The organism is Roseibacillus persicicus, assembly GCF_014651675.1.
Lineage (GTDB): Bacteria > Verrucomicrobiota > Verrucomicrobiia > Verrucomicrobiales > Akkermansiaceae > Roseibacillus > Roseibacillus persicicus.
The window spans coordinates 514,006-539,001 of record NZ_BMXI01000001.1; the positions used below are offsets into that span (position 1 = coordinate 514,006).

Annotated in this window: 13 protein-coding genes; 2 read left to right on the top strand and 11 right to left on the bottom strand. The window is 55.2% G+C overall.

What is annotated here, in order from left to right; translation table 11 throughout:
• Positions 1–15 precede the first annotated feature (15 nt).
• The 5 genes from IE099_RS01880 to IE099_RS01900 form a co-directional block, all read right to left on the bottom strand.
• Complete coding sequence (locus IE099_RS01880) at positions 16–1,620, bottom strand: glycoside hydrolase family protein (RefSeq protein ID WP_229809342.1); 1,605 nt, start codon at positions 1,618–1,620, stop codon at positions 16–18.
• A 535-nt stretch (positions 1,621–2,155) separates the two neighbouring features.
• Complete coding sequence (locus IE099_RS20745; protein ID WP_189566825.1) at positions 2,156–2,362, bottom strand: hypothetical protein; 207 nt, start codon at positions 2,360–2,362, stop codon at positions 2,156–2,158.
• A gap of 242 nt (positions 2,363–2,604) precedes the next feature.
• The gene (locus tag IE099_RS01890) at positions 2,605–4,167 is read right to left on the bottom strand and encodes a CotH kinase family protein (RefSeq protein WP_189566827.1); all 1,563 of its coding nucleotides are present in this window, start codon (positions 4,165–4,167) and stop codon (positions 2,605–2,607) included.
• Between the two features lie 381 nt (positions 4,168–4,548).
• Positions 4,549–6,006: a sensor histidine kinase gene (locus IE099_RS01895; protein ID WP_189566829.1), complete on the bottom strand. Its 1,458-nt coding sequence runs from the start codon at positions 6,004–6,006 to the stop codon at positions 4,549–4,551.
• Positions 6,003–6,794 (bottom strand): response regulator transcription factor, encoded by a 792-nt coding sequence (locus tag IE099_RS01900; protein WP_229809343.1) that lies wholly within the window; start codon positions 6,792–6,794, stop codon positions 6,003–6,005. The genes IE099_RS01895 and IE099_RS01900 overlap by 4 nt, the downstream gene beginning before the upstream one ends.
• Before the next feature lie 99 nt (positions 6,795–6,893).
• Here IE099_RS01900 and IE099_RS01905 point away from each other — a divergent pair, with 99 nt between their 5' ends.
• Positions 6,894–7,637, top strand: coding sequence for a PEP-CTERM sorting domain-containing protein (locus IE099_RS01905; protein WP_189566831.1), 744 nt, complete (start codon positions 6,894–6,896; stop codon positions 7,635–7,637).
• Between the two features lie 197 nt (positions 7,638–7,834).
• Here the strand turns inward: IE099_RS01905 and IE099_RS01910 are convergent, their stop codons facing one another.
• From IE099_RS01910 to IE099_RS01925, 4 genes are all read right to left on the bottom strand, one after another.
• The gene (locus IE099_RS01910) at positions 7,835–9,340 is read right to left on the bottom strand and encodes a sulfatase (protein ID WP_189566833.1); all 1,506 of its coding nucleotides are present in this window, start codon (positions 9,338–9,340) and stop codon (positions 7,835–7,837) included.
• 137 nt (positions 9,341–9,477) lie between these two features.
• On the bottom strand, positions 9,478–10,503 hold the full coding sequence (locus IE099_RS01915) for a TIGR00266 family protein (RefSeq protein WP_189566835.1): 1,026 nt from the start codon (positions 10,501–10,503) through the stop codon (positions 9,478–9,480).
• 91 nt (positions 10,504–10,594) lie between these two features.
• The gene (locus IE099_RS01920; RefSeq protein WP_189566838.1) at positions 10,595–11,122 is read right to left on the bottom strand and encodes a hypothetical protein; all 528 of its coding nucleotides are present in this window, start codon (positions 11,120–11,122) and stop codon (positions 10,595–10,597) included.
• A gap of 199 nt (positions 11,123–11,321) precedes the next feature.
• The gene (locus IE099_RS01925; protein ID WP_189566839.1) at positions 11,322–12,503 is read right to left on the bottom strand and encodes an aldo/keto reductase; all 1,182 of its coding nucleotides are present in this window, start codon (positions 12,501–12,503) and stop codon (positions 11,322–11,324) included.
• A gap of 312 nt (positions 12,504–12,815) precedes the next feature.
• Between IE099_RS01925 and IE099_RS01930 the strand changes: the two genes are divergently transcribed.
• Positions 12,816–15,368: a DUF4114 domain-containing protein gene (locus tag IE099_RS01930; protein WP_189566841.1), complete on the top strand. Its 2,553-nt coding sequence runs from the start codon at positions 12,816–12,818 to the stop codon at positions 15,366–15,368.
• A 217-nt stretch (positions 15,369–15,585) separates the two neighbouring features.
• Here IE099_RS01930 and IE099_RS01935 read toward each other — a convergent pair whose 3' ends face one another.
• Both IE099_RS01935 and IE099_RS01940 read right to left on the bottom strand, forming a co-directional pair.
• A complete protein-coding gene (locus IE099_RS01935) occupies positions 15,586–16,302 on the bottom strand; it encodes a PEP-CTERM sorting domain-containing protein (protein ID WP_189566843.1) in 717 nt (238 codons plus the stop codon).
• A gap of 35 nt (positions 16,303–16,337) precedes the next feature.
• Positions 16,338–24,545, bottom strand: coding sequence for an SdrD B-like domain-containing protein (locus IE099_RS01940; protein WP_189566844.1), 8,208 nt, complete (start codon positions 24,543–24,545; stop codon positions 16,338–16,340).
• Positions 24,546–24,996: the final 451 nt, after the last annotated feature.

Below are 24,996 nucleotides of genomic sequence, written 5' to 3' on the forward strand. Positions count from 1 at the left end.
CCCGACGCACGCGGCCTACCGGACAGCCCCATCCGAAAACGAAAGCACGATCTTATCCAGCATCGGCTTGGACTTGTTAGCGGTCGTATCGGTGAGACGAACTTCATATTGAAAACCGTATCCCTTGGGCAGTCCGGTCAAGTCCATCGCTGCGGGAGCCTTGCGGATCTGTTTTGCAAAGCCGGGAATGCAGTCATAACCCTCCTTCACTTCCCGCCACTCGGTCCACTGATCGATCCGAGCATCTTGGTTTGTATCAACACCCACCCGCACCTCCACGGTGTCCACCCAGGGGCCGGGACTCGCGAAGTCTTTCGCGGTTTGCGTGACGAGATAGAAGCGCCCTTCGGCAAAGATGATATCTGGATCAGGGTGCCCCTGTCCAATGTTGCCGCACCACTCGAAGGGGCCATCGATGCTCCCGGCCGTGAACCACCCGACACTCATCGCCTCCTTGCCATGGCCACCTACCGGATCGAAATCGCAGAACAAATACTGCTGCTCCCCTATCGCAATGGAAGCCCAATCGCCATAGGCATTCTGCTCCGGCTCGTGGACTTCATACTCTCCCCAGGCCACCACTTGGCCCTCCTTGATCCGGTGCTGGGACACAACCGCTGGCGCAGGCTTTCCAGGGTAATTCTCAGGATCATCCCGGTGCCAGTGAGGGTGAGGATATTCCGCGAATGTGCCCGTGGGCTTCGTCCGCTCATCAACCGGTGGAGCTAAAATTTGAAAATCTCGAATGCCATCCTCACTAACCGCATGCATCGCCAAGGGCGAATCCCACGCATGGGTCGAGGCATCGATGGGACTCCAGTCCTCAAGAATGAGGTGAAACCTTCCATCCAATCCGCGGATGATGGCAGAGTCCGATCCATGGCTCGGATCTTTGAAAGCCATCCCCAAGTCTTCTCCCGGAAGACCGTCGGTGAGGTCGCTGTCGATCACCAGATGAGGATCCTGATCATTGGGAAAGTCAGAGTAGATGTAGGTCTTACCATCGACATGCTCCGCCGAGGTCACCCAATTCCTATCCTTGCCCGTAACCGAGCCATGATGGACCCAATTCACCATGTCGCGACTCTGCCAAGCGTGATAACCTCCCGCATTTTTCTGCAGCCCACCCGGCGCCGTAAACTCATTGGCCAAGGGAGTGGTCAGTAACGGAACCTCAAATCCCTCCACAGTGGCAGACTTGGCTTCGAACGGCGGCGAGCCCGCGCCCTTCCTTCCCTGTTTCGAGGAAGGGTCCCGATAAGCTGCAAACATCCAATAGTTGTCAGGCCCCAAGCTCAACATCACCGGTGCCCCCACCATACTCGCGGTGCCAATATTCGCAGTGCCAATATTCGAAGTGGGCTCCCAATTCAGCCAAACTGGTGACTGCTCCAAGCGAATCGACTCCGCCGACCTCAACTCATCAAAACTCCGCATCACGCTCCGAAAAGTCGCCTTCTCCCCCACCGGCGAAACCATCCCCCCTTTCACCTCCAGCTCATCCTGCGAAGCCAGCCCCTGCTCCCACTCCTCCTGACTATCGACCGTCCAAGCATTAGGATCCGCAAAGCCCACAAGAGATGCTGAAAAAAGAAGAGGGAAGATGAGAGTCGTTTTCATGCGATATTGAGGGTAGGTGAATGGTGGTTGGAAGAAGAGTGACAGCAAGCTCTAATCCGCGAATCTATCCTATTTCTACCACCCTAAAAAATCCACCACTTTCCTTAACTCCATTAACTTGTTAGAAAACATTTCGGTAGGGAGGGTATCGAAAAAAGTCCGGACGCGAATCGAAACGCGCTGAAAGTCGAGCCCTCCATCCAGCAGCGCACACCCACCCCGGAATGTCAGCCAGACCTTGATTGACCACATGCCCGACAACCGACAACCTGCACAAAGCGAAGAGCAATCGACAAACCTGATTTCATTGCCCAGGCACAGGACAAACAGGAATCTTCAGAATTTTCTCCAACGAATTGAAAGCCCACACACTGAGCAAATTCATTCTCAAACTCTAAGATTTCCGCCTCAAAAAAATCTCTGTGATAGCTCAGAAACTCCGCGTCAAAAAAAACCAGCCTATCAAACAACGCACAAAAAAAAGACCGCATCAAGTGCGGCCTCTTTGAAAATCTGAAGAAGTGTCCAACTGGGACTACTTTTTGTCGGCGAACTCTTTGGCCACTTTAGCAGGGCGCTTGAGTTTATCGCGGACGTCTTTCGAGCTCATGAGGGCGACGACAGCTTCGTCCATTCCCAAGGCGACAAGCCGCTTACGGTGGACAGCTTGACGCTTTCTTCTTTCTGAGTTCGACTTAGTGGGACGGCTTCTGTTTTGGTTACGTTCTTGGGTAGTGGCCATGATGGTAGATTGGTGCTAGCTGTCGGGAAACGAAGTGGTCCCTTTGACAAGCTAGATCAATCGCAAGAACGTCACCTGCATAGGGACGAAGATACGCCCGGTCAACTGGATTCCGGTTTTTAGCTGGTTCGTCCCTTCGCCCAAGCCTCCAACGTAGGTGGATCTTTGCAAAACTGTAAGCCGGAAACATCTCCGTTCCCGTTCTCAAACTGCGAGAGCAAAATCAGCACTGCCGATGAAGGCTACTCTTCCGGAGCTTCGTAATTGAGCAAGTATTCCCGCCGTTCTTCGACAAAGCGCTGCAGCGAGCCTTCGGGACCGTGTTCCCCCGCAGTGTCGTCTGTGATGGTGGCTTTTTGAAAGGCCTCGTAGGAGGCAAGCTTGCGGGTATCCTCTTTAACCGCCTCTTCGATCAGCTTGCGATACTGGTTCACCTTGGCTCCGAACTCATCCCACGCCAACTGCTTCTCCGCTATCTCGCGCACGAAACCCAGATAGCGCTCACGGAGAGCCGGCACCTTGAGCAAGCGACTGCGAAGCGGCTTGCGGGCATCATCGAGACCAATCAAGGGGTCGAGCTCAGCCCCGCTGTTGCCGCGATGTCCTTCACGAAAGGCCTCGTTCATGTCATGCGGAATGGTGTGAAAGACGTCGTCCTTGTCGCGAAAGAGATAGTAGTCACTTGCCCTGGTCCAGTATCCATCACTATTGCCCAGCACCACATCGTAGGCCAGAAACCAAAGGGTCTCATCGATCGCGAGCAGCGGAGCGAGTTTTTCCTCCAGCTTCTCCAGCGGGGTCTCGTTGAGTACTTTGCAAAGCTCCACCAGTGCCTCCCACTCCTTGGTCCCGTCGTTGGACTTCATATCGTAGCGGGTCTTGTAGGGGGCTAGCTCCTCTCCATCGTAAGCCAAGCCCCCGTCACCGCGCGGACTCCCCGGCACCTTCCAACGGGTACCCGATGATGCTCCGTAGTTGTCTTTGGTGAAGACTTTGTCGAACTGCTCCACATTGACGTAGACCCCCCAATACTCGCCATTGACCACCACCTTCACAAAGTTCGCCTTAGGTGCGGCGATGTGTTCGCGAGCCAGCTGGGAATAAAGAACGGTGCTCATCAGGGAGGGGTCACCATTTCCGTTAAGCAGGTTCAAGGACTTGTGCCCATAGAGCCGCTGTCCCTTATCCACGAGGTCGAGCGAGAGATTAAAGGAACGCTTGTGACCGGCCGGAATCCTGAAGTAGGAAGACGCGCCGCGGAAGGAAACGCCCACGCCGGAATAGCTCTTTCCGTCCACCACCATGGTCGCGGGCACCTCGACATCCGTCGCCTTAAACTCCTGCAACTCCTCCTCCCAGTCCTCATTGGGAAAGGTTAGAAAAATCGTTCGCAGGGTCTCGGCATCGTAAAGCGGCGCATCGGGATAGCTCTCAACCTCCTCGGGAGAAATCTTGGGGCCGGCACTTGCCGGGGGGAAATTGCCATTGCCTGGCCCCCGTCTTCCGCCCTGCCTACCTTGGGCTCCGGCACCATCCCGCTTTTCTTTGAGCGCTTCTCTGGCTTCGGCCCGCTCTTTGGCATTGAGCCAGCCATCCTCATTGCGGTCATGCTCTGCGAGCAGCTTCACGTCTTCCTCTTGAGGCCCGCCCGGCCCCCGCCCCCCACCTCCTGGTCCCCGTTCACCGCGAGGCTCTCCCTGGGGAGGAGGACCAGCTTCGGGACGACGGTCTGGACGTTCTTGCGCTGTTAGAGAAACCGTTAGGCCCAGCACGCTGAGAGATAAGATCAGAATTGAATGACGCATTGTAAAAAGAATTCGGTTTGGAAAGATGAGAGAGCCTGAAAAATCTTCCAGCTGAACGCAAGCTCACCCCCAAGGTCCATCTGTGAGGAGCTATCAACCCCTCGATTCCAAAAAGGTTGCGGGAAAAATCGGGAAAAAGAAGACCGCTCTTCGCTCCCCCATTCTCCCTTTCGGCCCCTCCCGACCCCCGGCCCAGCGATGCACCCATGTTCCACCCCGACCGTCGCCAAAGCGTCATTCGATTCGGCCCCACCGCCGAACTGCAAGGTCTCGCCAATCCCGGACTGTTTCACCACGATCTGAATACCCGCTTGGAAGCCACAATTGCCGCGAACTCCCTCTTGAAAATTGTTTCGACACGGAATCCTTGGCGGCCCCTTTTCACGAGGAGGAGTTGAGCGGGAAAGTAACGAGGAAGGTCGAACCCCGGCCTATCTCGCTTTCGACCTCAATGCGTCCCCCATGCTGCCGCACGAAAGCATCACAAATCGATAGACCCAAACCAGAATTCCCCACCCCCGACCGCCGGGACCTCGCGGTATCGACCCGATAGAAGCGCTCGAAAAGATGCTTCTGCTCTTCCTGACCGATTCCCTCCCCCGAGTCTTGCACTCCAAGCTCAACCTCACGCTCTCCTTTCCGAGTCCAAATCCTGATCGAAACCCCGGTGGGGTTGTGCTGAAGGGCATTGCCTAACAGATTGGCCACCACCCGCACGATGGCATCCCGGTCTCCCATCAATGGCGCGGGTTGCAGGTCCAGCTTCAACTCGGCATCCCGCTTGGCCACCAGTCCCCGCATCTCACTCGCGACCGTTCTCACCACGTCCGCCAGATCCATCGGGTCGCGCTTGGCGTGCCGTGCTTCATCCAAACGCGCCAGCAACAGGAGCTCCTCCACCAACTTCTTCATCCGCTGTGCCGCGCGCTCGGCGGTGAGCAGGCCCTCGCGATACTCCTGTCCGGGGCGCTCGGCCGAAAGCAGTTGCTGAATCTGCCCAATGACCACTGTTAGAGGAGTCCGCAACTCATGAGAAGCGTCCGCCGTGAACTGCTCCCGCTCTTTAATCCCGGCCTCAAGCTTGGCAAAGGTTGTATTGAGCACCTCGGCCAATCCATGCAGCTCCCTGCTCGCGTGCGCGGAGTCGATACGCTTGCTCAAATCCCCCTCGGCGATCTCCGTGGCCGTTCGACCAATCACCCCAATCGGCCGCAATCCCCAACGCACAATCAACCATCCTACCAAGAGCCCTCCACCGAAGAGACCCAACCCCACCCCGATCAACTTGCGCGTGTGCTGGCGCAATTGGGGCTCGATGAGAGTCAGGGGAGCCCCCACCACGATGACCCGTCGCCCGGGTCCCATGAATCTCATCATGCGATGCCCTTCGCGAGTGCGCAGTTCATCCGCAATACGTCCTTCCTCATAGGCGACAAAGTCCGGCGCGGGCCGCCCCGCCCGATAGACAATCTCGCCCTGCGGATCCCAGGCGACCGCCCAATAGGACTCACTCAACCACTCGGGCACTTTCCGCCCCGGCATCTCGGGACGCCCCTCTCCACCCGGCCCTCGCGCCCTTCTTTCGGCCCCCTCTCCCCGCTGTCGGGGTGGCGGAGGCCCTTCGCGATTGCGCGCTCCCCCCGGAGCGACCTGCGGTAGAATCGGTCTCACCAAGTCTGCCAAACGCGCATCCAGCCGGTCCAACTGGTGCTCTCTCTCATATCGATAAAAGGCAATCGTCATCGCCGCGATGGCCAGGGCCAAAGCCACTCCATACCAGAGCTGAATCCGCCAGGTGATGGACTTCCACCAGGGCAGGAATGGTTTCGACGACTTCATTCCGCCACATAACCCGCCCCCCGTCGGGTTTTGACAAAGTCGCGTCCCAGCTTTTGCCTCAACTTATAGACATAGACATCGAGCATATTCGAAAGCGACTCGTCATCTTCGTCGAAAAGGTTTTCGTAAATAAAGTCACGGGACACCACTTCGCCCCGTCTCCGCATCAACATCTCCGCCAGAGCAAACTCCCGTGCGGTCAGCTCGACCGGCTTGCCGTCCACGGTCACCCGCATCGCCATCGTGTCGAGCTCCACCGGACCGAGAGTCAGCTGACGCTCAAGACTCAGCCCCCCTCGTCGAATCACCGCCCTCACCCGCGCAAGGAATTCGGGATGGTCAAAAGGCTTGGTGAGATAGTCGTCCGCCCCTTCGTCCAAGCCCCTTACCCGATCCGACACCGCGTCTCGTGCCGTCAACATCAGGACGGGAATCTTCTTAACCGCGCGCAGCCTGCGCAACACCTCGAAGCCATCCAACCCCTCCAACATCACATCCAGGACGATGGCATCGTAGTCCCAGTTGGCAGCGCGATAGAACCCCTCCTCCCCATCGCTGCAGGAGTCTACCACATAGCCCTCGTCCCGTAGCATCGAGACGAGAAGAGCACGCAGGTCTTCGTCATCCTCGACTACCAGAATCTTCACTCGAACAGACGACATCACCATCAATGGAAAAAGAAAAACATAAAATCCCCCGCCGGAACGTTCCTCCTTCGAGTTCTCCAGCACGAGCACATCAAAGGTGTTTGTGACCGCTCGAACCTGAACAGGAGATGAATCCGACACTCAGCTGACAACCTTCAGGTTCCTTTCGGTGTCTTTTCCCCCTTTTGCATAGGCGATTCATCTCCGGTTCAGGTTCGCCTTGATAATCTGGACTCTCAAATGAAAACAACCCGCTCAACCTTAATCCAAGCCGCGCCCTTCTTTTTCTTTTTCAACACTCTCATCAATGCCCAGACCATCATCGTGTCGGAGTGGCACGTTCCCTCCGGCAATCCCTACACTACCGGCAGTGCAGGTTCGATTGTGGTCGGCGATGGAAGTATGGATAGCGCCAACAGCGCCACCTTCTACGGAGTCTTTGACGAAATCCTTCTCGCCGATGGCATGACCATCTCCCTCAATGCCGATCTCACCCTCGCCGGGGGAAGCATCCATAGCAACCAGATGCGCTTCGGCGTCTATGACTCCGACGGTTCGTCCACAGACATTGGCTGGCTGGGCTATTTCTCACAAAACAATCTCCTCCGCGAACGCAACGATCCCAATACGAACAGCTTCGCCTCCACCGGTGGAACCCAGACCCTGGGAACAGGCTCAGAGCAGAACACTTTCGGCAACGGGAATTACGATTTGGCGTTCAGCATCACGCGGGACGGCAACCTTGTGGATGTCCTCGCCACCCTGACTGGAGTCGGCTCAACGACCTACAGTTCGATGAGAACCGTATCCGGCGACACTCCGAACACCTTCACCTTCGACCGCATAGGCTTTCTTCTGGGCTCTTCACTCGGGGTCGACCAAGCGACTCTATCGAACGTGACCATCAACACCGTCCCCGAGCCCTCGGCTCTTGCAATGTCCCTTCTCAGCCTACTGACCCTTCTGAGAAGACAACGTCGTTAGATTGTCCTTTCTCCTACCGTTCATTTTTTAACTTCTTAATTTTGTTAGAAATGCACGCATCACATTCTCTTGGGGGAACAAGGGAGCCGGAATCATTCACCTGATTCCGAGAAAGTAGCAAAAACCGAGACCCCGGGGTGTCCCTTTCTTTTCCATGCGAATGAGGATGCCCCGGGGAACCTCTCTCCATCGACTTCTCAATTTTCGAGCGTAGAACTGGGAGGCAAAGGCACCTTGTTTTCCTTCCTCCACGCCACTAGTTCCGCAAGCAGCTCTGTGGCTTTTTCGGGATGGCTCGCAGAGAGATTCTTGCTCTCTTTGAGATCACTTCCGGTGTTGTAGAGCTCGATGTTTCCTTTCTTGAGAAACTGAATCAGCTTCCAATCGCCCTTCCGGATGATGGAACAGGGAGGATTCTTATAGGTGCTTGCAATGTGCCAAAACAGCGCCCGTTCGGGCAAAGGCTCACCCCGCAAAAGCGGCCCCCAGCTCTCCCCATCCAGCACTCCACGGTAATCAGAAACACCGGATAGCTCCAGAAAGGTAGGAAAGAGATCGAGTCCACAGACTGGCGTGGAGTTCTTGCCGGGCTTGACCACCGCCGGCCAGTTCACCAAGGCAGGCACGCGGAGTCCACCATCATAGACATGACCCTTGGCGGCCCTGAGGTGACGATTCACGCTCTGCAATCCGTTGAAACCATTGTCCGAGGAAAAAACGATCAGGGTCTCGCTCCGCAAATCCTCCTCTTCCAAGTACTTGAGGATCCGGCCCACGTTGTCATCAATTGACTTCACCATGGTGGCATAGGCTGCGATCTTTTTCTTTTCCTCTCCTTCCGCAAGACCTTGTCCAGTCGAGGGGTCCCCATCCTTGGCGATAAAGTGCGCCAGCGACTCCTCACTCCGCGCGATGGAAGGGAGATGAGGGGCGTAGAAATGAAGATTCACGAAAAAGGGAGCCTCCTTATGCCGGTCCATGAAGTCGATGGCCTCTGTCGTCAAGCGATCGGTCAACCACTCATCATCCTCCTTCTCAGGAATGAAGGGGTTATTGAAAGGCGCGACATAACCACCACTAGGCGCCCGATACCCTTGCTCATATCCCCGCGCCGGATCCCCCCACCAGGTTCCGCCCACGTTCTCATGGAAACCCCGCCCGGTGGGATAGAACCTTTGGAGGGCTGGGGTGCGATGTTTGTCCAGCCAACTCCAATCCGCGTTCTTGGGCTGGCTCAACTTCTTCTTGAGCGGAAGATCGGTTTCCAGCTCGGGATGCGGTCCCACGATGTGCCACTTGCCCAGATGTATCAATTGATAGCCAGCATCGCGCAAGGGCTTGGAGTAAACGGTATGCTCCTCGCCCACCGTCCATCGCGAAAAGATATTGTCCCTGCTGTTTCCCCGCTCCAGCACTGGCACGGTATAGCATCCGGTGCGGAAAGACTGCTGCCCGGTGAGAAGGGCTGCCCGCGAGGGAGAGCAAGTGGGATACATAAAGGCATTTTCAAAGACGAGACTCTCCTGCGCGAGGGCATCCAGATGCGGAGTCTCGAAATAACGGCTGCCCATGAAGCCCACATCCTGCCACCCCAGATCGTCCGCCAGAATGAAGACAATATTCGGCTGGCTGGGCGCGGCCTCGAGAATGGTCGTGGCGGCCAGCACACAGACTGAGAGAATAGACTTTAACACTCTTTGCATCTGCCTATTAAACTCGCTCTTTCCCGCTGGTGTTTCACTTCGCTGGCCATTCTGGAATTTTTTCTGCGATGAAGAATAAAAAAGGCCTTCCGCACCGTGTGGAGGAAGGCCTTCTCAAATCAATTGCTAGTTCAGCCCTAGTTGTCGCCGTCCAGCAAACCACCCAGTGCACCTAAGACCGAGCCCTCCCCTTGGCGACTGCCACCCGCGGAAGGAGCGCTCTTCACGATGCGGTCCGCCATCCGGCTGAAAGGCAGGCTCTGCAACCAGACTGTCCCCGTTCCCCGCAAGGTGGCGAGAAACATTCCCTCACCGCCAAAGAACATACTCTTCAGGTTGCCAGCGCGCTCGATGCCATAATCAATTCCCGGGCTCAGTGCTACGAGACAGCCGGTATCAACCCGAAGGGTTTCACCTTTCAGCTCCCTCTTGATCACAGTGCCTCCGGCGTGCATGAAGGCCATGCCGTCACCCTCAAGCTTCTGCATGATGAAGCCCTCTCCCCCGAAGAATCCCGTCCCGAGCTTTTTGTTAAAAGCAATGGACACTTTCGTTCCAAAGGCGGCACAGAGAAAGGAGTCCTTTTGACACACAATGGAGCCTCCGATCTGATTGAGATCCACGGGGATAATCTTCCCGGGAAATGGAGCGGCGAAAGAAACCCGCCGCTTGCCACTGCCTCCCTGATGGGTGAAGTGGGTCATGAAAATGGACTCCCCTGTTAGAGCCCGTTTGCCCACCGACAGAAGCTTGCCCATCACCCCTTCATTCGCAGTAGAGCCGTCTCCCATCTTGGCTTGGAAAGAGATATCTTCCTCCAAGTAGTTCATCGCTCCCGCTTCAGCAATGACCGTCTCGCCCGGATCGAGCTCGACCTCGACGATCTGCATATCATCTCCGAACAATTCATAATCGACCTCATGGCACTTCTGCCCGGGATTCGGCCCCTGCACCAACCCGGCGGGAAGCGGTGGTGGCGCCGCCCCTCCCTCATCGGTAAAGAGCGCGGTCAAGGTTTCCGACGCTGGCTTCCAACCATCCTGTCCCTCGGTCCAGGTCATGGTCCCGGGAGCGATCTCACCCGAGTTTGCCAATGGAGCCAATTCATCTTCGCGCACTTCTTTGCGCTGATTTTGCTTATTGAGATAGAACCACGTTTTCATTCCGCACGGATTTAGGCAAAACTACTTGGCGGGGGAAAGAAAAAGTCCTCCGAATGAGGAGGACTTTCCAATTCATCTCATTGGCTGTTCCCTATCCCCTGCGACGAGTCAGGAGTGCTCCGAATCCCAAGAGTCCTAAAACCATCACGGAAGGCTCCGGCACGGCTACCAAGGTCAAGGAATTGGAAATCAGCTCCAAGTTGTTATTCGTCATAAAGATTTGCGCACTCGTGAAGTCCGGAACCAAAGGAATACTGTCTCCCTCAAAGATGTAAGTCCCCGCCGATAAGGTGACGGCTGAATTCGCGGCAATGTAGAGTGATTGGTCGTTGTTGACCGTTTCGAACGTAATCAGCAAATCTCCCTTATCAAATTCAGCAACACTGAAGTCTCCGTAGCCTGCCATCGATCCTGAAAAGCCGGGAGTCGCACTTCGCGCTCCATTCGCATCGGGCGCGTTGGTTCCATCATCGGAGAGAGTCATCGTGCCTCGTTTACTTGTCGTGACATAATCCGCTCCAATCCCGAGTGGGTCTAGAGCATCCTCGATGATGAGATAGAGGTGTTGACCAGCCACATTCACTGTCGGAGTGAAGACAATCTCTTCAGTGAGCGTCATTGTGAGCTCATTCCCAGAACTGCTAAAAGACACTGCTGCAGAGGCAGACAAGGGAAGAAGAAGAACGAGGGAGCATACGGTGTTGTTCAGAGACATTCTTCCCTTTATCGGTCCAAAAACATATTGTCTACCCTAGACGAAAGATAAATAAACCTATTATTTTTTATTAAGTAAAAATCGTGAAATTTAGTAACCAGAACTAGACCGGCCGCACCTCGACTGTCTTTCCAACGACCTGAGAATTGTCCAAGACAATCTCGGGAGTCTCCATCTGCGACACGCAGCAAGACAGGTTGGAGTTCTGCAAAGCCCAGAGATAAGATTTTGCGAAAATTGACAGGTCCTTTTCTGGAAGTGCCAACTCCAGCTTCTCCTTCCTCCAATCCGGTTGGTTTTCCAAGGCAAAGAGCTTGGCGACCTTCATCGCAATCATTCCCACCCCCGCTTGCTTGCCTTGGAACATGAGATTTTCCAGCGCAGCATGGTTGGCAATATTGTAGGCGAACATGGTGACATCGTAAAACCCTCCCTTAATCGCGGCTGAGAGATTTGCGGCAACGTCATTGTGGAAGGAGACCCCGGCAGCGCGTATCATCCCCTTCTTCTTAAATTCCGCAAAGACCTCCGACAACAAATCGTCCTCCAGCAGCTCAGGCATGGCAACTCCGTGGGGGCAATGCAGGACATCCACGTGGTCAGTCTGCAGGCGCTTGAGAGATTCCTCTAACAGGACATGTGCCCGCTCCTTGATCTTTTTGCGCCAACCCGCCTGATAACCATGCTCCTGCAACATCAAGTGTCGAAAATAGGCTTTGCCAAACTGGGCACTCTGGCCTCCAAAGTAATCCATATGATAGCCAGGCTTCAGCACATCCCGCTCGGCTATCATCTCGTCGGCCTTTTTGCGAATGGCCTCGACTTGTCCTGAACTCATTCCTTTCGCTACCTCTTTGAGGGCGTTCTCCAGAAAACCGTAGTAACCACTGATCTTGGTGGCGAGAAACACCTGGTCGCGATTCTTCTGCTTTTGAAAATAAGAGCCAATAGTCGCCTCGACCTGACCATTGCTGTAGGCTGAGGCCGTATCGATATAATTCATGCCCTTCTCGATCCCTTTGTCCAAAGCCGGAAAATATTCCGCGCTGGTAAAGGGGAAAGTGCCCATCACAATCTCCGATACCATCATGCCGGTTCTGCCCAACATCCGGTAACTCATGCCCTCCTGCCTGTTCCGCCACTCGGGTTCGACCTGATGGGCCTTCCCCGCCGCCACTTGAGCTGCCAGCCCCTCGGCTAAAAGCGCGGGTGCGAGAGCCAACTCTGCGGACACCACGGCTGATTTCTTGAAAAAACCTCTTCGGGATTCGTTTGTATGCGACATAGCAACAGGGATTTAGGAAAAACAATTTGTTCAGCTCCCGACCGCACAACTTCCTGCTGATGAAGAAATGATGATCCGGCGACTGACCACTTTGTCTTTCTCCCATCCTCTTTGAACAGACCTCCTCCGGCAATCTGAAAACGATCTGAAAGGGCCGCCCGCGAGCTTCCTCGCCCCCTCCTCCGGAGAAAAAATATTGCTATATGACTCAATATATTATTTACAGCCAACATGTCACGAAGCCTGAAGAGTCTAGTCCTACTTCTTTCTGCCACCTCATGGACTCAGGCTGGAGAGAACCTGCCGCCCACGGTGTCCTTCCCACTAGAGTCCTTCGAGAGGGTCTCCCCCCACGTCCTCGAAGTTCAGGCAAGTATTGACGATGACGGTTTGCCGGCAGACGGAAACAAGGACACCGCTTGGCAACTGATCTCAGGCAGCCCGGAAGGCGTGAGCATCTCGGGTGGCAATTCTTCGAAAGGAAGCTTCGAGTTTCACGCCCCGGGCTCCTACATCCTCCGATTCATCGCCTCCGATGGCGAACTGGAATCATCGCGGGACTTCTACGTGGGCGTCGGCGATGCAGGAATTACGGACTTCCGCAGCTTTGAGGTTCTCGACAGCTCCTACCGCGCGGCCAGACAAGCCTGGGCCGCGCTTCGGGAAAAAGCCTACCCCAACGGCCAAGTCAGTCCCCACGCGATTAGCTTTGACGAGGATGACTACGAGCTCGAGGAAGCGCGCGAGGTGATCGTGACCTTGCTGCACGATGGCGCTAGCTTGAGAAACTCGCTCGCTTGGTTCGATGCCAGTGATACGGGCGAAAGCAATGGCCGCCTGATTTGGTCGGACGTGGCAACAGGTCCCGCCGCTCCACTGGAGACCGGCGCGAGGACCAGTCTCGGCCTGCTGCCCGCCGGAACCAAGCTCCGCTTCTACCTCATCCAAGACGGAGCCGGGCACGGCACCACCATTCTCTCCCAAGACTCGCAAGCCAACGAGGGAGGAAAGGTGATGGTCGCTGGACGATTCTCCACTGGTGGGGATTCCACCCACTATCTTGCTTTCGAAGATCGTCTGCAGGGAGACGACAGCTACGACGATGTGGTTTTGCAAATTGAATACGTTGAGCCCGCTCACGAAGTTCTCCAAATCCCCCGAAATCTGGAGAATGAAGAAGTCATCGCCAGCGACCGGGGCTCCCGTGGAGTCCAGGCGCTCTTGAGCCGGGAGGCGATGGACGGGAGTGACTGTGAAGTGCTGGGTGGAGTCTTCCAAATGCCCGCGGAAGATATCTCGTATACCTTCGAGTTTCTCGACGATCGCTCTTCGATGAAGTTTACCCTGGGGGTTGTGGCGCTGGACCGGATTTGGGACCTCTGCGCGCCCTCTCTTCTTTTTCGCGAACAGGCGATTACCGACGCGGTGACCATCATGGATGATCGCAGTCTCAACCCGGGCGACTCCGTAACCTTCGAGCCCGCAAACTACGGACTGTTGGGGAAGCGCGTGATATTCTTCATCATCCCTAACAACACGAAGGAGGTTTATCTCCGGAACGCTTGGCGATACACCCCGCGTGGCAATGGAGAACGAACGAAGCGCCAACCCCTTTTCACCATCGGAGAAGCCAACCCGAACGGAGTGGATCAATTTCTTCTCTTCAGCAACGAAACCCAGACCCTGATGACCATCGAGGATTATTGCCGGGCTGAATCCAGCGGAGAAGCTGGAGAGCCAAGCGACAGCTCCTTCGACGACATTCAGATCAAGATCACCCCAGCCTTGGTCGAGACCGAATTGAACGGAGCCTACTATGGCAGCACGATCGATTACACCCTCGGCTACGGCTCAAGCGACGGCCTGTCGCCCTCGATCCTGAACTACGACCTTCGTGCCATTATGCGCAACGCCCGTGGCTCCTCCCGCTGGGATTTGCTCTTCAGCACCCTGCTGCAGCCGGACGGAGCATTTCTAACAAGTGAGTTCGGAGAGTCCCTGCCTATCTCTCCCTCCGGCGCGCTTTCGGTCAACATCGCTTGGGAAAACGGGGAACGGCCGGACTACTTTATCGAACAACAACGCTATGGCGCCGACCTCATTGAAACTGGTGTGATTCTGGAAGATGCCGCTCTGATCGCAGACGGCATCAAGATGATCAACTGGGGCTTCGACCAACAGGCCAGTGACGGTTCCTTCCCCGGAACCGGCGATGCCGTGCACAGCACCTCCTTGTTTCTTGAAGCCGCAGCGAGGGCGGGATTGGCTTTGAGGAACTACAAGCCACGCGCCTACCGGAGGACCATTCGCCAGTGGCGACGCAAAGTCCACCTCACCGCCCACTGGTTCGCATCGGCAGATTCCGCCGGCAGGGACGTCAACCTCGAGCCCTTTGGCCACCGCTATTTCTTGCGGGCCGCAGCTCTCGAGCAGTCTTCCCGTTTCACCCGGGACCGAACCCTTTCGACCTTCGCTGAAGAGTATATCAGTGAGGCCATTTCCCTGCAGGATGCCGATGGAACGTTCTACGAGAGAGGCGAATTCGACGCGAGCTATCAGATGGTGGGAATGGCTTTCGCCAGCCGGTATTTCTCCGTAGGACGCAACTACAGTCTCCGGCAAGATCTCTCCCTCACCATCTGGAACGGGATCTCCAGGTTCCTCGACGAGGTTAGCTCCGAAGGGGAAATTCATATCGGAGAAAATTCCCGCACTGCGACGGAGACCTCTCGCTCCGGAGCTGCCAAACGCTTCGATTACAAACACGCGACCAAGGCTCTGGTTTTTGCAGAAGAAGGCCTCCTCATGCCGGGAGCCGAGGAAGCCGCTGCGTTGATTCTAAACTACAACGAAGTCCTCGACTAGGGCTTCAATCACCCGGCGCGATCTGCACCCGAAACAGTTGGGAAGCGATCCCGAAGAACGGAGCCTGAAGCTTATTGAAAAACTTGAGCTAATCCGTAGGGCAAATAAACCCGCTGCCAGCCAACGCAAACTAAGACTGGCGAGTCGGGCTCGACCGTCCAACGCCCCTTCCCCTCCGTTTTCGATTAAACTGTTAGAGACAAGCGGTCCGTTTCCATCAAGACCTTGCTCTTCGCCGGCGCAAAAGTCCCGCCAATCCTAGCAGCGAGAGAATCGCCACACCCGGCTCCGGAACAAAGGTGTGGGTCCGAATGATGAAATCGGAAGAACCATCCGTGAATTCTCCCCCTCCGACAATGCTGCCATTGATTCCACCCCACACCGCAGTATCTGCTTGAGCCACAAACCAGCTCAGGGGAGTGGCTGGCTGACCTCCACTCACCGAAGGAAACTCCCACGCGGCATCACTGCTCCGCGTGTAAAGAGACCACTCTGAATTCACCCCGGGCGCATCGCTATTGCGAATGAATATGTAAGCGGATTCGGAGGGCCCGAATGTGTCGAGACCATTGGAATCCTCCGAGGCGGACGTTTGATCGGCTTGCAGATAGTCTGTCCCCACGAAGCGTGATTCCGTCGATCCGATGCCCACAGACGAAAAGTTGTCCGAGGAATCAGTATCTCCCGCTGTCACGGCATCAAAAACCCGCCAATTGGAAACCCAATCATCGACATTTGCTTCAGTCGGCACAAAGCCACTGGCGAAACCTCCAAGCTCGATACTGAATTCGTCCAAGCTAACACCGGAACCATTACTAGTGATGATCTTCTCGTTCACGACCGAAGTTCCCCAGTCAATTTGCAATTGCTGGGCACGCGTCGCCTTGGTGAGAATTGGGGCGACAAAAAGAAGGGCAATATATCTTGTTTTCATAGGTATTGGGGTTGGTACTCTTGGCCGAATCCTGCTTAGAAGTTGGGTTGGGGTACTATATGCGATTGCTTGCTCTCTCCATCGACCAGCTTCAAGAAAGCCGCCCGATGGGACTCAAGGATGAGCAACTCATCCAGATCCTGGAGGGTGAAGTCGTTGATATCGACCCACTGCTGCATGCCGCCTCCATCGAGAAGCATGTAGTTGTCATAGCCTTCGGAGTAGGTGGAGACCGATTGTTCGTCGACGACCAGATCCCCGTTCCAGAACATCCACTCGGTCGACCTTGTCGGATCGATGGAACCTGTGAAGTCGGCAGGAGCTTCCACGCGGATATTCAAGCCATTGGTCCCAGCGACCGATTGATCGAGCGGCCATAGCGCTCCGACCAAATTGTATCCTTCATTCAGCAGCAGGGCCTGATCGTAGTCGGCGACAACTCCGTAGCTGAACATCTCGACTGGAGTAGCAGCGGGAGTGACCGCGTCACCGGAACTCTTCGGATGCACCCAGGTTCCAGCTCCCGGCTCCAACCGCATTCCACCTTGATTGTTCTGCCCACCCAGATCGTTAGTGAAGACCCACTTGGAATCTGCAGTGCTAGTTCCAATGAGACCTAAAACAGCAAAGCCCGGGGCGCTGCTACGAGCATCATAGAAAAGAACTCTCGTGAAGTCACCAGGTTGCGTATCCTCTTCACCCGCGAAGGTATTGAGGCGGTCATATTGTTCGTCAACGGTCTGGTATCGGATGATTTGATAAGAGGCCGAATAGAATTCGCTATCGGCTGGCATCCTCGCCAATGTGTTGAGGCTATCAATCGTCCTCTCAAAGAGATCGGGGTCGTTGATCAAGGTGAGTTGATTGACGCCTCCGCTGAGAATATCGAAGCGATGTCCCTCGAGAAGACCTCCAGTGATTTGCAAATAGTGGGTGCCACTTCCATCTATCAGAGATGAAATATCCGCTCCATTGGCAGAGTCAGACACGTCAAGGGTCAGGTTCCCGTTTGCATCAGTGCCCAAGCCCAATGTCCCGCTAGCGGGGAACGTTCCGCTGAAGACAGGCTTTTCTTTGAAGGGATTGCTGAAGGTCGCGCACTGATAGTCGTTGTAGCCCACACACTGCCAACCGAAGACCTCGGTATAGTAGGTCTGGCCGGAGACTTCCACCGCCATCCGAATCACTCCCCGCTCCGCACCATTGGTCAACTCGGTCGCGGTCTGGAGGTTACTATAGGTCACTTTTTCTGCGTCGTTCGGCACATCCGGATCGGTTGTGTTAGTCACGGGAGCAATGCTCGTGATCTCCGTCCATACGGTAGGCGTGGCGAGAGTGTCCGCGCCCTCCAGCGTGTAGGTCACATCACTAAGCCCTCCACGGCGTCGGAAGAAAGTAACGGAAACAGCTCCCGTTGCCGGGTCTTTCAGGAGACAGAATTCGCCTTCACCAGCAGCTCCACTTCCAGGAGACTGATAGAATGCATACTCGAGCGCATTCGGATAGTAGTCCCCATCGGGATTATCCCCCGGTTCGTTCTCAGACCCTAGCACGGGGGCATAGGTGGTTTGGAATTCCGTGAAAGAATCAGGAGAATCCAGATATTCGACAAAATCGTTTCCATCATCCGTTTCGTTCGCCACTACGCTAACGGGAATGAAGTCGTCCAAGGTGTCTGCATTCGCGTCGTCGTCCCCAGGTATCGTGCTATCTCCATCAAGGACATCGAGGTAGCCGCTTGGTTGAGTTTGCAACACTCCATAGTCCCCGGGAGGAACATCCGTGAACGTATAAACTCCATTCGCATCCGTGGTAGCAGTGATGGGCTGCACACCGGCCGTGACGGGATCTTCGTCAATCGGCTCTCCTGCCGCATTGGTCAAAGTGACCACTACACCCTCGAGGTCCGTGTCGCCGATGTTGTCGTTGTCCGTATCGACAGTGACGGTTCCGCTGATGACGCCGGGTTGTTCTTCGATAAAGTCGTTTCCGGAATCGGTCTCACCCGCATCGACGGTAACGGGGATTTGATTGTCGGTGAGAGACGCGTTGGAGGCGTCTGCGGTGGCGCCCGTGTCAGCAACACTATCTCCATCGGAGACCGTCAGGTAACCACCGGGTTGTGTTTCCACAACGACATAGGAGCCAGCAGGCAAGCCGGTGAAGCTATAAGTTCCATCCGTGGTCACTTGGGTCGCAACCAAGACTCCATCCGCAGGGTCGCCATCCCCATTCGGATCGCTGAAGAGCTCAATCGTCACAACGTCGATCGCGATGTCTCCATTGTCATCATTGTCGGTGTCAGCGAAGATACTACCCGAGATTATTGCGGGTAACTCTTCAACAAAGTCGTTGCCGTCGTCCGTCTCGTTCGCGGAGATGCTAACGGGAATGAAGTCATCCAAGATATCAGCATTGGCCGCGTCGTCTCCGGGCGTCGTGCTGTCGCCGTCGAGGACGTTGATGTAGCCGCTCGGTTGACCTTCCGAAACTCCATAGTCCCCGGGAGCGAGATTCGTGAAAGAGTAGACTCCATTCGCATCCGTGGTAGCGGTGATGGGCTGCACACCGGCCGCGACGGGATCTCCGTCAATCGGCTCTCCTGCCGCATTGGTCAAAGTGACCACTACACCCTCGAGGTCCGTGTCGCCGATGTTGTCGTTGTCCGTATCGACAGTGACAGTTCCGCTGATGATGCCGGGCTGCTCTTCGATAAAGTCGTTTCCGGAATCAGTCTCACCCGCGTCGACGGTGACGGGGATTTGATTGTCGGTTACAGACGCGTTGGTGGCGTCTGCGGTGGCGCCCGTGTCGGCAACACTATCTCCATCAGAGACAGTCAGGTAACCACCGGGTTGTGTTTCCACAACGACATAGGAGCCAGCAGGCAAGCCGGTGAAGCTATACGTTCCATCCGTGGTCACTTGCGTCGCAACCAAGGCGCCATCCGCAGGGTCGCCATCCCCATTCGGATCGCTGAAGAGCTCAACCGTCACAACGTCGATCGCGATGTCTCCATTGTCATCATTGTCGGTGTCAGCGAAGATACTACCCGAGATTATTGCGGGTAACTCTTCAACAAAGTCGTTGCCGTCGTCCGTCTCGTTCGCGGAGATGCTAACGGGAATGAAGTCATCCAAGATATCAGCATTGGCCGCATCGTCTCCGGGCGTCGTGCTGTCGCCGTCGAGGACACTGATGTAGCCACTCGGTTGACCTTCCGAAACTCCATAATCCCCGGGAGGGAGGTTCGTGAAAGAGTAGACTCCATTCGCGTCCGTTGTAGCGGTGACGGGCTGCACACCGGCCGCGACGGGATCTCCGTCAATTGGCTCTCCTGCCGCATTAGTCAGGGTGATCACCACACCCTCAAGGTTGGTTTCACCAACATCATCATTATTGGTGTCCGCAGTGACAGTTCCGCTAATGATGCCGGGTTGTTCTTCGATAAAGTCATTGCCGGAATCAGTCTCCCCCGCATCGACGGTAACGGGGATTTGATTGTCGGTGAGAGACGCGTTGGAGGCATCTGCGGTCACACCCGTGTCGGCAACACTATCTCCATCAGAGACAGTCAGGTAACCACCGGGTTGTGTTTCCACAACCACATAGGAGCCAGCAGGCAAGCCGGTGAAGCTATAAGTTCCATCCGTGGTCACTTGGGTCGCAACCAAGACTCCATCCGCAGGATCGCCATCCCCATTCGGATCGCTGAAGAGCTCAACCGTCACAACGTCGATCGCGATGTCTCCGTCGTCGTCATTGTCGGTATCGGCGAAGATACTCCCCGAGATTATTGCGGGTAACTCTTCAACAAAGTCGTTGCCGTCGTCCGTCTCGTTAGCGGAGATGCTAACGGGAATGAAATCATCCAAGGTGTCCGCATTCGCCGCGTCGTCTCCGGGCGTCGTGCTGTCGCCGTCGAGGACACTGATGTATCCACTCGGTTGACCTTCCGAAACTCCATAGTCCCCGGGAGCGAGATTCGTGAAAGAGTAGACGCCATTCGCGTCGGTGGTAGCGGTGACGGGCTGCACACCGGCCGCGACGGGATCTCCGTCAATTGGCTCTCCTGCCGCATTGGTCAAAGTGATCACCACACCCTCAAGATTGGTTTCGCCAACATCATCATTATTGGTGTCCGCAGTGACAGTTCCGCTAATGATGCCGGGTTGTTCTTCGATAAAGTCATTGCCGGAATCAGTCTCACCCGCGGTTACGCTGACAGGAATGAAATTGTCCAAGGCGTCCGTATTCGCGGCGTCGTCGCTCGGAGTCGTGCTATCTCCATCGAGGACATCGAGGTAGCCACTTGGTTGAGTTTGCAACACTCCATAGTCCCCGGGAGGAACATCAGTGAAGGTATAGATTCCATTCGCATCGGTGGTAGCGGTGATGAGCTGAACTCCCACCGCGACGGGATCACCGTCAATCGGCTCGCCTGCCGCATTAGTCAGGGTGATCACCACACCCTCAAGATTGGTTTCACCAACATCATCATTGTTGGTGTCCGCAGTGACGGTTCCGCTGATGATGCCGGGTTGTTCTTCGATAAAGTCGTTTCCGGAATCGGTCTCCCCCGCATCAACGGTAACGGGGATTTGATTGTCGGTGAGAGACACGTTGGAGGCGTCTGCGGTGGCGCCCGTGTCAGCAACACTATCTCCATCAGAGACAGTCAGGTAGCCGCCGGGTTGTGTTTCCACAACCACGTAGGAACCTGCAGACAAGCCGGTGAAGCTATAAGTTCCATCCGTGGTCACTTGGGTCGCAACCAAGGCGCCATCGGCCGGGTCGCCATCCCCATTCGGATCGGTGAAGAGCTCAACCGTCACAACATCGATCGCAACATCTCCATCGTCATCATTGTCGGTGTCAGCAAAGATACTCCCCGAGATTGTTGCTGGTAACTCTTCAACAAAGTCGTTTCCAGAATCAGTCTCACCCGCGTCAACGGTGACGGGAATTTGATTATCTATAGCCGAGGCGTTCGACGCATCAGCAGTGACACCGGTATCGGTGACACTATCCTCATCGGTGACTGTGACATAGCCATTTGGTTGAGTTTCCACGACGACATAAGCGCCTGCTGAAAGGCCCGTGAATCCATAGGTCCCGTCGGAAGTCACTTGCGTGGCAACTAATGCACCATCTACTGGGTCGCCGTCCCCGTTCGGGTCGGTGAAGAGCTCAATCGTCACAACGTTAATTGAAACGTCTCCGGCATCATCGTTGTTGGTATCGGCTAAAATACTACCGGAGATCGTCGCAGGCGCTTCTTCGACAAAGTCGTTGCCATCGTCCGTCTCGTTCGCAGAAATGCTGACGGGAATAAAGTCATCCAAGATATCGGCATTGGCTGCATCGTCTCCGGGCGTCGTGCTGTCGCCGTCGAGGACGTTGATGTAGCCGGTCGGCTGGGCTTCCGAGACCCCATAATCACCGGGAGGGAGGTTGGTGAAAGTGTAGACTCCATTCGCGTCCGTCGTAGCGGTGATGGGCTGCACACCGGCCGCAACAGGGTCACTATCAATCGGCTCGCCTGCCGCATTGGTCAGAGTGATCACGACACCCTCAAGGTTGGTTTCACCAACATCATCGTTGTTGGTGTCCGCAGTAACGGTTCCGCTGATGGTGCCAGGTTGTTCTTCGATGAAGTTGTTGCCATCATCCGTTTCCCCTGCCGCTACGGTGACGGGAATTGAGTTGTCGAAGGTATCAGTGTTCGCGGCATCATCCCCCGGCAGAGTCGCGTCGCCATCCGAGACGGTGAGGTAACCACTGGGCTGAGTCTGAGCAACTGCATAAGTCCCTGCGGGAACGTCCTCGAAGATATAATCTCCATCTCCGTTCGTGACCGCGGTTACGGTCTGGACCCCTGGCGCATCGGGGTCTCCGTCTATCGGATCACCCGTTCCATCAACGAGTGTGAGGGTCACGCCTTCGATCCCGACTTCCGCATTGTTATCGTTGTTGGTATCTGCTCCGACGTTGCCACTGATGGTCGCGCTCTGTTCTTCCACGAAATCGTTTCCACTATCGGCCTCGCCGATTTCCAAGCTTACGGGAATGCGATTGTCGTAGATGCTCGCATTGGCGGTATCGTCACCTGCGTCCGTGGAATCGCCATCGGAAACGGTTACGTAGCCCGTGGGTTGTGTCTCTACCACCACATAGTCGCCGGCTGCCAATCCCGAGAAAACGTAGTTCCCGCTCGCATCAGTGGTGACAACATAGTCCTGTGCTCCAGCAATGTTCGGATTGTCAACGATAGCCCCATCGCTCGGGTCACCATCTCCATTCGGGTCCGTGTAGAGCGTCAGGGAGACCCCGGCCAAATTATCCTCTCCCAAATCATCCCCATCGGTATCCTCACTTACGTTACCAGTGATCGAGGCATCATCCGCCACCACGAGCCCGAACCCATTGATCCGGATCGCCTGGTCATCACTGACTCCATTGGTCGCACCGTTCGCAGCAGTCCACCAAGAATAGATGTTCGGTTTCTCTTTCTCGCCCGCCGCATCATCTCCACCATTCGAGTAATAGATATCCAGTTCCGTAATGCCGAAATCCGAGGAGACAGTTGTCGTACCCAAGGGGTCAGTCGGCTCGAGGTTTCCTGCTACGTAACTATCATATTCGTAGAACACGGTTCCGTTGTAAGAGCCAAGCTGAGCACCGGACGCGACCGTCATCTGGACAGGGACATCCCCGTTCCGGCCATAGAACTCGACCCGATCCTGAAAGGAGTTTCCGGGAAGCTCATACTGAGAAACAGTTCGAAAATCATTGTCAATTCCACTCCCATCGATATCGCCCACTTCCAAGTCGATGATCCGCACAGGCTTTGAGAAGCTGAAGCGATAGGCCACCCGCTCATCGGATGTCGCTGTTTTGACCCCCATTGTGAGGAATCCCAATCCGTAGGCCCCGTTGGTTTTAGTCTCAAGAAAGGTTGTATCGGAATCCCAAGGGTCAATGATGCTTCCGTCACCAGGAATATCATCAACCGCAGTCGAGCCTGGCCAAGGAGCGGCTCCACCCGCTGGGTCGAAGGGGTGGCTTGCCACCGAGTGGGTGTCAGCCGCATCATCTCCGTTTCGGTTGTCTGGATCGACAATTGTCATCGTCACGGTCAGCGTCTGGGCGTTCCCGAACGAATCCGTGTAGTCAATATCGTATGTCGCGCTGGTGTCCGTGGCATTCCAGACCGCACCGTCTAGACCGTCAAACCATTGGAAGGTGGGCGCACTGTTGAAGGTGTAATCAAAGGTTGGTGATGGTACCAGACCGAAGTCCAGCGTCTCGTCGTTCTCCGCTCCCGTGAGGTTGATCACCGGGGAAAAGACTTCACCACCCCGCACGTCTTGAATGCCGTTGTCGTCGTTGTCCTGCTGATTATCCGCCGTATCGGTATCAGCCGAAGACGTGCCGTATGCTCCAGGGGGGGTCGCGATCTTCACCTTATAGTCGCCAGGAAGAAGATTGTTGAATTCGTAGTTCCCGAAAGAATCAGTCGCCACAACGTAGGCCCTGTCACCGGGTAAGTTGGGATTGATTTCGGCGATGTTGTTTGAGTCGAGAAGCTCGACCAGAACTCCTTCTAGTCCGGACTCTCCCCCCTCAAGAATGCCATTGTCGTTTGCGTCGTTCCAAACCGTTCCCCCAAGGCTGGACGGCATCATCACTTGCACACTGTCAATGGCGGCCTCCACGATTGAGGCCGTGGTCGTCGTCACCTGAAAGGCAAGCTGGAGAGTTTCTCCTTCATAGTCGGATAGGTCGAGACTGAGGCGGGAATATTGAGGAAGGCGCACAGTCCCTACGCCTGTCTCCTGAAAAACAACCAAGTTACCGGCAGTTCTCAGCAGTATGACTTGAAACAGATCGGTCGCTGCTGCCGCATTACTATGGGAGAAGTAATAGTGCATCTCCAACCGTGCATCGGCTGTGGCACTACTTGGAACGGTAAACGCTGGTGAAATCGTGAACGTCGATCCGGTATCAACGTCATCCCCTCCGTCGGTGCCACCTGCCAAGCCCGTCACGAGCGCTCCTGTCCCATCCCAAGTGCGTGAGAGCTGGTGGTTGTCAGTTGCCGCCGGCGTTCCAATCGCGAAGTTTCCGTCCACGGCTCCACCTCCAAATGTCCAAGCATTGCTGCCGGTTGTATTTTCGAAGTCTGCTTCGAATACGATCTGAGCCTGAGCCGCGCCCAAACCGAACAAAACGAATACCAATAATGCTAACGCGTTATTTTTCTTTCGTTGAATAGAACGGAGGTTTTTTTGCTTTAGCTCGTCATTGTATCGAGCTGATTTCGTAAACTGAGTCTGAACGAAGCGGGGAAAAGAGAAAGGGGTGCTCTTCATGTGTTAGGGGTGTATTGGGGTGATGGAACGCTGACCAACATTCGGCTCGAAAACCGAACTAAATCACCTTGAAGATAAACACTTCTCAAATATTTTTACAACAATTAAATATCTATAAAAACAATACCCTAATTTTAATAATGCATAATGCAACATCTTACTACCTTCATCTTAAAAATTATAAAATCAGACTGTTTTTAGACTGTTCCACGATAGTTCTCTCTGGAAACTAGACCAGTAGCTCTGGCGCTACCTCACGGCGAAATCGAACCCTGTAAACACAACGAAGTTTTGCAAAAATGCAACTGCCACCGTGGTT